General features: G+C 55.6%; 10 protein-coding genes and 1 pseudogene. 3 read left to right on the forward strand and 8 right to left on the reverse strand.

Annotated features, from left to right (window positions below; translation table 11 throughout):
* Nucleotides 1-207: 207 nt before the first annotated feature.
* The gene (gene treR, locus EB241_RS01330; RefSeq protein WP_124231431.1) at nucleotides 208-1,155 is read right to left on the reverse strand and encodes a trehalose operon repressor TreR; all 948 of its coding nucleotides are present in this window, start codon (nucleotides 1,153-1,155) and stop codon (nucleotides 208-210) included.
* Between the two features lie 422 nt (nucleotides 1,156-1,577).
* On the opposite strand from treR, the pseudogene EB241_RS01335 reads away from it, so the two are divergent.
* Nucleotides 1,578-2,668: pseudogene (locus tag EB241_RS01335) on the forward strand (VRR-NUC domain-containing protein); the annotation flags it as partial.
* Between the two features lie 108 nt (nucleotides 2,669-2,776).
* Nucleotides 2,777-3,127, forward strand: coding sequence for an alkaline phosphatase family protein (locus EB241_RS01340; protein ID WP_124231432.1), 351 nt, complete (start codon nucleotides 2,777-2,779; stop codon nucleotides 3,125-3,127).
* A gap of 351 nt (nucleotides 3,128-3,478) precedes the next feature.
* Here EB241_RS01340 and fabB read toward each other — a convergent pair whose 3' ends face one another.
* Entirely contained in the window at nucleotides 3,479-4,702 is a 1,224-nt protein-coding gene (gene fabB / locus EB241_RS01345) for a beta-ketoacyl-ACP synthase I (RefSeq protein WP_124231433.1), read from the reverse strand.
* 157 nt (nucleotides 4,703-4,859) lie between these two features.
* Between fabB and mnmC the strand changes: the two genes are divergently transcribed.
* Nucleotides 4,860-6,869, forward strand: a complete 2,010-nt coding sequence (mnmC, locus tag EB241_RS01350) for a bifunctional tRNA (5-methylaminomethyl-2-thiouridine)(34)-methyltransferase MnmD/FAD-dependent 5-carboxymethylaminomethyl-2-thiouridine(34) oxidoreductase MnmC (protein ID WP_124231434.1) — start codon at nucleotides 4,860-4,862, stop codon at nucleotides 6,867-6,869.
* 44 nt (nucleotides 6,870-6,913) lie between these two features.
* On the opposite strand, the gene EB241_RS01355 is transcribed toward mnmC, so the two are convergent.
* From EB241_RS01355 to prmB, 6 genes are all read right to left on the reverse strand, one after another.
* The gene (locus tag EB241_RS01355) at nucleotides 6,914-7,195 is read right to left on the reverse strand and encodes a YfcL family protein (RefSeq protein WP_124231435.1); all 282 of its coding nucleotides are present in this window, start codon (nucleotides 7,193-7,195) and stop codon (nucleotides 6,914-6,916) included.
* 30 nt (nucleotides 7,196-7,225) lie between these two features.
* The gene (locus EB241_RS01360) at nucleotides 7,226-7,771 is read right to left on the reverse strand and encodes an elongation factor P hydroxylase (protein WP_124231436.1); all 546 of its coding nucleotides are present in this window, start codon (nucleotides 7,769-7,771) and stop codon (nucleotides 7,226-7,228) included.
* Between the two features lie 47 nt (nucleotides 7,772-7,818).
* Nucleotides 7,819-8,622 (reverse strand): sulfite exporter TauE/SafE family protein, encoded by an 804-nt coding sequence (locus EB241_RS01365; RefSeq protein WP_124231437.1) that lies wholly within the window; start codon nucleotides 8,620-8,622, stop codon nucleotides 7,819-7,821.
* 9 nt (nucleotides 8,623-8,631) lie between these two features.
* Nucleotides 8,632-9,456, reverse strand: a complete 825-nt coding sequence (mepA, locus tag EB241_RS01370) for a penicillin-insensitive murein endopeptidase (protein WP_124231666.1) — start codon at nucleotides 9,454-9,456, stop codon at nucleotides 8,632-8,634.
* Nucleotides 9,457-9,458: 2 nt separating this feature from the next.
* Nucleotides 9,459-10,544 carry a chorismate synthase gene (gene aroC / locus EB241_RS01375; RefSeq protein ID WP_124231438.1) on the reverse strand — a complete coding sequence of 362 codons (1,086 nt, stop codon included), beginning with the start codon at nucleotides 10,542-10,544 and terminating at the stop codon, nucleotides 9,459-9,461.
* A gap of 187 nt (nucleotides 10,545-10,731) precedes the next feature.
* On the reverse strand, nucleotides 10,732-11,664 hold the full coding sequence (gene prmB / locus EB241_RS01380; RefSeq protein WP_124231439.1) for a 50S ribosomal protein L3 N(5)-glutamine methyltransferase: 933 nt from the start codon (nucleotides 11,662-11,664) through the stop codon (nucleotides 10,732-10,734).
* Between the last annotated feature and the right edge of the window lie 5 nt (nucleotides 11,665-11,669).

The following is an 11,669-nucleotide window of genomic DNA, read 5'->3' on the forward strand; positions in this document are numbered from 1 at the left end:
AATCCTTTATTTTGTCCTTTTGCAAAAAGCACTTTGGGCTTACCAAACCAGCCACAGGATTTGAAGGGGGTATTCGTGGCTGATGGAGTGTAACGATCCTGCGGATTGCGATAAATGGGAACGTTCCCTTTTTGGTGTAACGATCACAAAACGCCGCAATTTAACGTTACTTGAGGATAATAAAGCGGGAAAAGAGGTTAAACGTGTTCAGGCCATCTGACAGGGCATAACTAAACTGGTCGGAGAAGAATCACCACTCAGTTGAGCCAACAGCTGGTGCGCGGCCCGCGCGCCCGCCGCGCCATAACCGAACGCCACGGATAACGTTTGCGGAAACAGGAAACGCAGTAACGGGGTATCGCCAATCGCGCCAATCTGTACATTGACGATCTGCCGCTGCTGCAAATATTTGCAGGCACCAAGGGCGATACTTTCAGAGGCACAGATAATCGCGCTGGTGTCGCTGGCGATTACTCTCCCTGCAAGATCGTAACCCGTCTGATAGCTTAACGACCCCAGCGCCGTGACGGGTGTAAGAGCCAGCCGCAAGCAGGCATCCAGATAAGCCTTATGACGGCCGGCTCCGGTGGTCGCATCATTTTCATCGACCCCAAGGTAACTGATATTGCGGTGGCCCTGCTCATAGAGTGTTACCATTAACAGGTTAACGGCACCCACATCATCATAGCGGACGGAAGAAATGCCGGAATATTCACGCACCATTACCACCATTTCCTTCTGCCACGGTGTGAGCGTTTCGCGGGTCAGGCCATTAAATCCAAACAGGATCACCCCTTCCACATTGCGTTGCGCCAACATTCTCAGTTGGCCTGAAACCAGTTGAGGATCGAACTGGCTTTCCATCACGATGGGATCGAAACCCTGCTGATAAAAAACGGGCAGCATGGTTCGCACGGCCTGATTTTCCGCTGATGAGTCCAGCCGGGTGACAATAATACCGACCACCTTATCACTCTGCGCGCGCATGGCGCGGGCCGACCGGGAAGGCATAAAAGCGTGCTGGTGAATAACCGCTTCCACCTTGTCCCGTGTTTTCTGACTGACGCCATCTTCACCATTCAGCACGCGGGAAACGGTGGATTTCCCCACGCCGCTCATTCGCGCAATATCCTTGATTGTCAGACGATTTTGCATATCTCAGTTACCGGTTAAACGAAATGCCCCTTGTTTAACCTGCAACACTAGCATTTCCCTGGCCCTGGTAACATACGCAGATTATTTTCCCGCACCGGGTCCGGTGAAGAAAAAGGCATGTGCCTGCAGAGAAAGAAAACCGGATGAGTGAAAAATACTTATATTATTTACATGGTCGGTGTTTCATATTGTATTGACCTTGCTCAATTTCCATCCCGCTTTCCTGTGTAAGCCTGCTGCATCTCATCATGGGGTTACATGTCGGAACCGGCAGAATTTCTGTCATGCACCAGTTTAGTGTTCGGCTGCCTTGACATAAGACGATGACCTGGCGGATTTCCCGTAGCAAAGAACCATAATGAAACGGTAACTGACCCCATCAATAAATGCGGTAAGACTGCATTCAGGGAGAAAAAACCAGAATAGAACTGCCCGAACGACCCGGAGCGCCGACAGGCAGAACCAGCCTCCCACAGAGACAAACAGCCAGCCATGGGACTGCACCACCACTGGCATTGAAATGGCGGAGAAACAGTCACGCCTGCCAGCGCCGGAAAACCGCAAGTATCTGTGCACCTCAAAGCCGAATACGCCATGCGCTTCCCCCGCCTGTCTGCGGAAATCCGCCGTCAGGGGCGCGGCTATCAGATCAGCCTCAAACAGCTGATGATGAGCGGGCTTATCCGCGTGGATGAAATCGCCCGAGACTACCGGTGGTGGTACAAGGCGGAGGTGACCTTTGATATGCGCACGTTACCGCCGCGTCCTTTTCTCAGCAGTACATTATTTCATGAGGGTCCCGGACGACGCCATACCACAAAGCCCTTTCCGGTGCCGGGCCGGGGCATTTACCGCCGCCCGGACGTCATTATCGTGAAGGATAAAGATGACCGCTGGCCGGGCCGGACAGCGAGGGTCAACTGCACGCCGACAATCTGGCAAGGCTGGTGGAGGTCAAGTTCCCGGTGGATGAACTTACGCGGCTTCAATATAACGATTATATGAAAATCGTCGGCAAAGATCGTAACCAGATGACCATACTGGAGATTCACGACTGCCGTCCGAAAGAGCACCAGTGGGCTGACCAGGTGGGTAACGTCACGATAAAGGCCTGACAGGGCAGCGGCGCGAAGTACTGGCCGCGGTTCCTCTATCCCCCGATATTTATGCCGCGTCCACCAGCGGTGCCCGTACCGGCCAGAATCGAGCCGTGGACGTATGCCGGTAACACCGCGAAGGCGTTATCCGTCACGTGGCCGCCAGGTGGAATGCCCTGTCGGAAGAGATGCAGCATAAGCTGAACCGCGTGGCGGGCTGGCTGAACGACAGCGGCGACTGGATGTACTCGCAGGCCGGCCGCGTATGGCAGTGGGTCAGCCGGACGGGGCGCAGCGTAGCATCATGGACGGATGAACAGCTCCGCGCGGCATGGCGGCAAATTCAGCAGGCCACCGATATCACGCTGGCACTGCTGAAACAGCTCGACTGGGTGCAAATCCTGACGAGTGTGGCAAACCCGTTGGCGTGGGGGTCGGGCGCTGGTTGTGACGCTGGCACTCACAGGCAATAAATATCAGGCTGGATGTGGCCACATATTCTGTCGATCAGCGAGGCGATGTCCATGTTAATTTTTACGGACCTGAGTCGTACACCAGTACTGGCGGAAGTGGCAGAGCGGCCTGGCATTATTGACGGCCAGCCCTTCCTCATCGGGGAGAATGGTGCATTTGACCGGGATGTGAATGCCTTTTTGCAATCGCGGGTAGATCCATCAAGGCCAGGCCGTAATATCTGGCGTACCTGTGCTTACCACCTTGCCCGGTTTCTGCGCTGGCTTGCACAGCAGCAAGTTTCCTGGCGCACGGTCGACCGCGGCGTTCTGCGCACCGATTACAGGCAGAGGCGGTTCGGCCAGAAACGTCCCGGCCCGGACATGGAACAATATTGCCGCCGCGCTGACGCGATTCTATGAGTGGGCCGCCATGACGGGGGAGATAGCGAAAAGTCCCATTGCGGGTCGCATGACGGCCGTCCCAGGCACGCAACGGGTCCGGTCAGCTGTCATGGAGTCAGTCTCAGCCAGCCGGTTCATTACCGTCCCCTGAGGATTTACCTTGCTCAGTTGAGGCCTGCTTTTAGGGGGATGCACACATCAGAGCGGGATCGGGCCTTTGCCAATCTGCTGATTTCAACGGGTATGGGCATTAATGAGACAAACAGCCAGCTTTTAAGGGACCGGCCCGATCGGGATGCACCGGAATGCCGGGGAAAAAGACGGTCCCTCTGAGGCAGGAAAGGGGCAGGAAGTCGCCCCTTTGAGAAATCAGTCCAGCTTACGCATCACCAGCGTGGCGTTGGTGCCACCAAAACCGAAACTGTTAGACATCACCGTTTTCAGCTTCTGGTTGGTCGGTTGGGTAACGATGTTCAGTCCTTCTGCCGCAGGATCGATCTCATCGATGTTGATACTTGGTGCGATAAAACCGTGCTCCAGCATCAGCAGAGAGTAAATGGCTTCCTGTACGCCTGCCGCACCCAGTGAGTGGCCGGTCATCGCTTTGGTGGCCGACATGGCTGGCGCTTTGTCACGGAAAACTTCACGGATAGCACCCAGCTCTTTCACATCACCCACCGGCGTGGACGTACCGTGCGTGTTGAGGTAATCAACCGGCGTATCAACATCCTGCATCGCCATACGCATACAGCGAACTGCACCTTCACCGGAAGGAGCGACCATATCCGCACCATCGGAGGTTGCGCCATAGCCGACCACTTCAGCATAGATGTGGGCACCACGCGCCAGTGCATGCTCCAGCTCCTCGACCACCACCATACCGCCACCGCCAGCGATAACAAAACCGTCGCGGCAGGCATCGTAAGTGCGGGAGGCTTTTTCCGGGGTCTCATTATATTTGGTGGAAAGCGCGCCCATCGCATCAAACTCACAGGACATTTCCCAGCACAGTTCTTCGCCACCGCCAGCAAAAACCACATCCTGTTTACCCAGCTGGATCTGCTCTACAGCGTTACCGATACAGTGAGCAGAAGTGGCACAGGCAGAACTGATAGAATAGTTTACACCGTGAATTTTGAACGGGGTGGCCAGGCAGGCTGACACGCCAGAGGCCATCGCTTTGGTCACCATGTACGGACCCACGCCGCGCAGACCTTTTGCCCGCATACCATCGACGCTTGCTGCCTGATAGAAGGGTGAACCGCCGCCTGAACCGGCAACCAGGCCCACACGCGGGTTATTCTGATACTGTTCAGCGCTCAGACCGGAGTCCTCGACGGCCTGAAGCATGGAAATATAGGCATAAGCAGATGCATTACTCATAAAACGCAGAACTTTGCGGTCAATGAGGCCGGAGATCTCGTCTTTAGACAGCTTGACGTTACCCCAGACGTGACTACGCATGCCGGAATCTTTCAGCTCCTGAGAGAAGGTAATGCCGGAACGTCCTTCACGCAGAGACGCGAGAACTTCCTGCTGGTTATTACCAATGCTGGAAACGATCCCCAGGCCAGTAATCACTGCTCGTTTCATTCAATACCTCATTTCCTACTTACATTTAGATTCGACAGGCACTTTAGCTTACAGTTGTAAGCCGAACAAGTCCGATCAGCGGTTAACTTTTGTAAATTTGCGTGCGTGGCATCACGCCGTTACAATCGCGGCACAGCCTGATATATGAGCTTCCACCGTGGAAAATACCCCGATTAACCATGCTGAGCTGCACTGGAATGAACAGGGTACACCTGTATCCCGAATCTTTGACGATGTCTACTTCTCTAATGACGACGGGCTGGAGGAGACAGGCTACGTCTTTATTTCGGGCAATGGTTTACCCCTGCGGTTTACCCAGCATCCACGTGACCTGTTTATCGTGGCCGAGACCGGATTCGGCACCGGGCTGAACTTTCTTGCGCTCTGGCAGACCTTTGAACAATTCCGCCACGCGCAGCCGGGCGCCAGGTTACAACGTTTGCACTTCATCAGCTGTGAGAAATATCCGTTAAAGGAAAGCGATCTGGCCAGCGCCCATGCCAACTGGCCACAGCTGGCGCGCTTTTCTGCCGCCCTGCGTGAACAGTGGCCGGCAGCATTGCGAGGCTGTCACCGTATACTGCTGGATGGCGGGCGGGTAACGCTGGATCTGTGGTTTGGCGATATAAACCGGTTAATTGATGATATCGATGACAGTCTGCATCAGCAGGTTGATGCATGGTTCCTTGACGGTTTTTCTCCGGCGAAAAACCCGGAGATGTGGACACCAAAACTGTTCAGCTGCATGGCAAAATTATCCCGCGAGGGCGGAACGCTGGCCACCTTCACGTCGGCGGGCTTTGTCCGCCGTGGCTTGCAAGAGGCCGGTTTTGTGGTGACTAAACGTAAAGGTTTTGGCATAAAGCGCGAAATGCTTTGTGGCGTGCTGACAACCCCCATCAGCGCACCGACTCTGGCCCCGTGGTATGCACGTCCTGCTGCTCAGGGCGATGATATTGCCATTATCGGTGGTGGCATTTCCGGGGTGCTGGTGGCGCTTGCCCTGCTACGTCGCGGTAAAAAAGTGACGCTTTACTGTGCCGATGACGGTGCGGCTGAGGGCGCATCCGGCAACCGTCAGGGCGCGCTTTACCCATTGCTCAATCATCACGATCCGGCGCTGGCCTGCTTCTTTCCCGCCGCCTTTACCTTCGCCCGCCGGGTGTACGACGGACTGAACGTCAGCTTCGATCACCACTGGTGCGGCGTAACCCAGCTTGGCTGGGATGAAAAAAGCAGCAGTAAAATTGCCAAAATGGTGGAGATGGCCCTGCCGGAAGAGATTGCGCACAGCGTCAGCCAGCAGGAAGCGGAGATCCTCTGTGGCGTGACAACAGGCTGTGGCGGTATCACCTACCCCAACGGTGGCTGGCTTGCGCCCGGCCAGCTTACCGCGGCACTGCATCAACTGGCAGCACAGCAGGGCTTGCGGCTTAACTGGCGGCATAACCTGACGCAGCTGGTGCCCGGCGATGCAGGCTGGGAGCTACATTTTGCCCACGGCCCGCAACAGCAGCACCGGAACGTGGTGCTGGCTAACGGGCATACACTGACCTCGTTTTCCCAGAGCGAACAGCTGCCCGCCTACGCCGTCAGCGGCCAGGTCAGCCATATTCCCACCACGCCCGAACTGAGCAAACTGCGGCAGGTGCTCTGCTATGACGGCTACCTTACGCCGGTTAATCCGGCTAACCGGCATCACTGCATTGGTGCCAGCTACCATCGTGCCAGCAGTTCAGCGCAATACTGCGAAGACGATCAGCAGGAGAACCGCCAGCGGCTACTACGCTGCCTGCCAGAAGCTCACTGGGCTGAAGAAGTAGATGTCAGTGGAGGCATGGCTCGCGGGGGTGTGCGTTGTGCCACGCGCGATCATCTGCCAATGGTGGGTCCCCTGCCCGACTATCAGCAGACGCTCGACCAGTACGCTACGCTGGCAGAACACCCGCAGAACGCTGGCACCGCACCGGTTTATCCTGGGCTTTTTGTGCTGGGGGCGCTTGGTTCCAGGGGGCTGTGCAGCGCCCCGCTGGCAGCAGAGGTACTGGCGGCACAGCTGTGTGGTGAACCCATTCCGTTGGATCGCCACACGCTGGCGGCATTGCATCCAAACCGCTACTGGATAAGAAAATTATTGAAAGGTAAAGCGGTAAAATCTCCCGCCTGAGGAACACCGTGAAGGCCGGCGGCGCAACGTCCGCCAGCTTCCGGTCACAGTGGCTGACGGGCCTGAAGGAACAGGTTATCCCACATGCCAATCACCAGCGCCTGGTCGCGCGGTGACAGCTCACCTGCCTGAATGGCATTTTGCAGGCTGTTCTGCACCTGAATCTGCAACGCTTCCGGTGTGTGTTCCCCGGACTGTTCTGTCTCCGCCACCGCCAGGGTCAAATGCCCGCGCAGGTAGCCACTGGCAAACAGCTCATCGTCACTGGCGCTTTCCACCATATCGTCGATCAGGGCCAGGATACGCGCCTCGAATTCATCAATCATACCAATCCTTATCCGATCATTCCCCTGAGTTCACAGATCTTCCGGCCACGGAAACTGTACGGCACTCAGCGGAGGAGTTGAGTAATAGCTGCCAAGTTCAGCAATAAACCGGGCTGGCCGTTCCGCCACGCCCTCGTCCAACAACCGCATCACCTGTGCGTGTACTTTGCGCTGGAATGCAATGCGATCTGGCTCACAATCTCCGCTGAGATTGTCACAACTTACGTTGAAGGGAAACCCTGCCGCGACACAAAACATCCACTCCAGCGCCTGAGGTTTGATCTCTACCGCTTCGAACTGACTCTGGGTCATGGCATCGCGCCCGTCCGGGCAGTACCAGTATCCAAAATCAACCTGCCTGCGGCGCTCCGCCCCGGCGATACACCAGTGAGATATTTCATGCATCGCGCTGGCATAGTAGCCATGCGCAAATACCACGCGGTTATAGTTGACGTCCCCATCAGCAGGAAGGTAAATCGGTTCGTCATCGCCTTTTATCAGGCGCGTCTGAAAATCATCAAAAAAGCAGCGGTCGAAGATCTCAATCAGCTGCTGATAATGGTGTGCAGAACTCATTATTGTTAATCACTCAGAGTCAGCGCCAAATCCGTGGCGCACCGGGGTTAACCAAAAAAATGGTGATATGAGGCGACTATCGCCGCGCCATGACTGTCATACAGAAGCTTTGCACTCATCACGACTGAAACCGTCACCACCATAGGACGGATTAGCGTCTGGCCACGGCTGAGCACCATACGGGCACCAAGTCGCGCACCACAAATCGCGCCAATCAGCATGATCAAACCGGTGCCCCATACCACTTTGCCGCCAAACATAAAGAACAGCAGACTGCCCAGATTCGAGGTGAAGTTGAGCACTTTGGCATGCGCCGTTGATTTGGCAAGGTTATAGCCGCACAGCGTGACAAAGGCCAGCGCGTAAAACGAACCGGCACCTGGGCCAAAGAAACCATCATAAAACCCGACACATCCACCAGCGAGCAGCGCAAAAGGCAGACCATGAAGACGACGCTGCCTGTCTTCCTCGCCCACTCGCGGCATCAGCAAAAAATAAAGCCCGATACCAATAATCAATACCGGCAGCACCTGACGCAGCAGGCCCGGCTGAATATGCTGGATCAGCATGGCTCCGCTCACCGATCCGATAAACGCCATGAAGATATTAAGCCGCTGTTCACCCAGGTTAACGGCTTTGCGTCGGACGAAATAAAGGCTGGCGGAGAACGAGCCGCCAACAGACTGTAGTTTATTGGTAGCCAGTGCCTGAGCGGGAGAAAGCCCCGCCGACAACAATGCGGGAACGCTCAGTAAGCCACCGCCCCCGGCTATCGAGTCAATAAATGCAGCAAGCACCGCGACAAAAAAAAGCAGGCCAGCCACCGCCGGGCTGACAGAAAACCAGTCCATTTTACGTCCTTAAAGCAGATGTTTATCCAGTAATGTCTGACAGGCCGGCGGCAAAGGCGGCGGCTGGCGCTTCACCGGCTTGCCCGCCCCCGGTTTTGCTGGCACAAACCAGCTTTGCAGTTCGGCACCACAGCCGTCCCCCGACGGAGGCGCTGGCTGCTCCTGACATTCAGGGCTGTCTGTCGGACAGCGTAGACGTACGTGCATATGCGCCTGATGGCCAAACCAGGGCCGGACCTTGCGCAGCCAGTCACGGTCGATACCCGCGTCCGCACAAAGCTGTTTTTTAATCGCCGGATTAACGAAAATGCGCGTCACATCCTCGTCTTTCGCCGCCAGTTTTATCAGGCTGTCGATTTCCGGTTGCCAGTGCCGGGCCACCACGTTTTTACCATCGGCGCTGACCAGATCCAGCGGCTGTGGTTTTAACAGCATCGCGGAAGTCCAGCGCGTTTTTGGCAGTTGCAGCCAGATATCCACGTCCAGACCCGACTGGTGGCTGGCATGTCCACTGCTGAAACGTCCTCCTGCCGCCATGCCCATATCACCCACCAGCACTTCACCCAGTTGCAGATTATGCACCCGGGCGCTGAGGCGCTGGATAAACATTATCAGGTCAGGATGACCGAAGAAACGCCGCTGGTCCTGGCGCATGACCTGATAATTTGGCGCATCCAGTGGCAAGGGCTGTGCCCCAATGATGCAGCCATTGGCAAACGCACCAATCGCCTGAGACGGCCCGTCAATCGGCTGACGAATCGACTGCCACGGCGTGGCGGCACGCGGTGCCGCACTTATCATCAGCGCACAAAGCGCCAACAGAGTTTTTTTCATCATTACCAGCAGGGAATGTCCGTTTTAACGTCAGCGTTCTGGGCACGCTGACGCAGTAAGTGATCCATCAGGACAATCGCCATCATCGCTTCTGCGATCGGTACCGCGCGAATTCCCACGCAGGGATCGTGACGACCTTTGGTGATCATTTCGACTTCCGCCCCCGCGCGGTTAATGGTTTTACCCGGCACGGTAATACTGGAGGTGGGTTTCATCGCAATGGTCGCCAGAATGGCCTGCCCGGTGCTGATGCCGCCTAAAATGCCGCCCGCGTGGTTACTCTGGAAACCGTCAGCACGGATCTCGTCACGGTGTTCACTGCCACGCTGGCCGATCACCGCAAAACCGTCACCGATCTCCACGCCTTTCACCGCGTTAATGCTCATCAGCGCGTGGGCCAAATCGGCATCCAGGCGATCAAATACCGGTTCACCTAAGCCAACCGGGACATGCTCCGCTATTACGGATACCTTTGCGCCAATGGAATCACCCTCTTTTTTCAGGCTGCGCATCAGTTCGTCAAGTGCCGGAATCTTATCGGGGTCCGGGCAAAAGAACGGATTTAGTTCCACCTGATCCCAGTCCTTCAGTTCACAGGCCACATCACCGATTTGCGCCAGGTAACCCCGCACCTGAATTCCGTGCTTCATCGCAAGATATTTTTTAGCAACCGCTCCCGCCGCCACGCGCATAGCGGTTTCACGGGCGGAGGAGCGCCCCCCGCCACGGTAGTCACGCAGTCCATATTTCTGCTCATAGGTATAGTCCGCATGGCCAGGACGAAACAGATCTTTAATCTCACCATAGTCCTGCGAACGCTGGTCGGTGTTTTCAATCAGCAGGCCGATGCTGGTTCCCGTCGTCATCCCCTCAAAGACGCCGGATAAGATTTTCACCTGATCCGCTTCACGACGCTGAGTGGTATAACGCGACGTTCCGGGACGGCGACGATCCAGATCATGCTGCAAATCGGCTTCAGTCAACGGAATGCCCGGAGGAACTCCGTCAATAATGCAGCCAAGCGCCAGGCCATGGGACTCTCCAAAGGTGGTAACGCGAAAGATCTGACCAATAGTATTCCCCGCCATTTTTACTCCTGTCTGTTCTTCAAAGCGCTGTTTAACTGTCTGGCGCGCACCAATTGCCTGTCAATTTAAACGGCAGATCGGTGAAAACGCCACAGTCAGATCATCTCCCGGCACAAACGCATGGTTATTATGCGCCGGTCAGATTCAGCATCGCTGCGACAGCAACGCCCTGTAATCTGTAAATTTATTAATCTTTAAAAATGCCGAAATGATGCTGTGCGGCAATAATCTGCTGACGGGTAAGCATAAATACCCCGTCACCACCGTGGCTGAACTCAAGCCAGGTGAACGGGACATCAGGGTACTGCTCCATCATATGCACCATGCTGTTGCCGACTTCACAAATCAGCACGCCCTGTTCACTGAGATAATCCGGGGCGCAGGCCAGGATACGCCGGGCCAGCTTCAGGCCATCCCTGCCCGCCGCCAGACCCAGCTCTGGCTCATAGCGGTATTCATCCGGCAGATCGCTCATATCATCCTCATCCACGTAGGGTGGATTGGTGACAATCAGATCATAAGGGGTTTTCGGCAGTTCACGGAACAGATCGGTCCGAATTGGCGTAACCTGATGTTCCATCCCGTGCTGGGCGATATTCTGTTCGGCTACCGCCAGCGCATCCTGAGAAATATCCACCGCGTCAACTTCCGCCTGGGGAAAAGCATACGCGCAGGCAATAGCAATACAGCCACTGCCGGTACACATATCAAGAATATGTTTTGGCTCGTCAGGCAGGATACCGGCAAAATGCTCACTGACTAATTCACCGATGGGAGAACGGGGCACAAGAACACGCTCATCAACATAAAATTCGTGACCACAAAACCAGGCCTTATTAGTCAGATAGGCGACCGGGATACGTTCATTAATGCGTCGGATGACACGCTCAACAATGCGGTGGCGCTCACTGGAGGTCAGACGCGCCGTATGCATATCTTCAGGAATATCCAGTGGCAGGTAGAGCGTGGGCAACACCAGTTGAACAGCTTCGTCCCAGGGATTATCAGTACCATGACCATACCAGAGTTGAGCGGCCGCAAAACGACTGACCGACCAGCGCAACATATCCTGGATAGTGTGCAGTTCACTGACTGCCTCATCGACGAAAATTTTGTCCAAAGTGC

Source organism: Erwinia psidii (assembly GCF_003846135.1).
Taxonomy (GTDB): domain Bacteria; phylum Pseudomonadota; class Gammaproteobacteria; order Enterobacterales; family Enterobacteriaceae; genus Erwinia; species Erwinia psidii.

Coding starts and splice junctions, on each gene's coding strand:
- treR (WP_124231431.1), bottom strand. CDS start 1,155: ATGCAAAATCGTCTGACAATCAAGGATATTGCGCGAATGAGCGGCGTG.
- EB241_RS01340 (WP_124231432.1), top strand. CDS start 2,777: ATGTTAATTTTTACGGACCTGAGTCGTACACCAGTACTGGCGGAAGTG.
- fabB (WP_124231433.1), bottom strand. CDS start 4,702: ATGAAACGAGCAGTGATTACTGGCCTGGGGATCGTTTCCAGCATTGGT.
- EB241_RS01355 (WP_124231435.1), bottom strand. CDS start 7,195: ATGATTGATGAATTCGAGGCGCGTATCCTGGCCCTGATCGACGATATG.
- EB241_RS01360 (WP_124231436.1), bottom strand. CDS start 7,771: ATGAGTTCTGCACACCATTATCAGCAGCTGATTGAGATCTTCGACCGC.
- EB241_RS01365 (WP_124231437.1), bottom strand. CDS start 8,622: ATGGACTGGTTTTCTGTCAGCCCGGCGGTGGCTGGCCTGCTTTTTTTT.
- mepA (WP_124231666.1), bottom strand. CDS start 9,456: ATGAAAAAAACTCTGTTGGCGCTTTGTGCGCTGATGATAAGTGCGGCA.
- aroC (WP_124231438.1), bottom strand. CDS start 10,544: ATGGCGGGGAATACTATTGGTCAGATCTTTCGCGTTACCACCTTTGGA.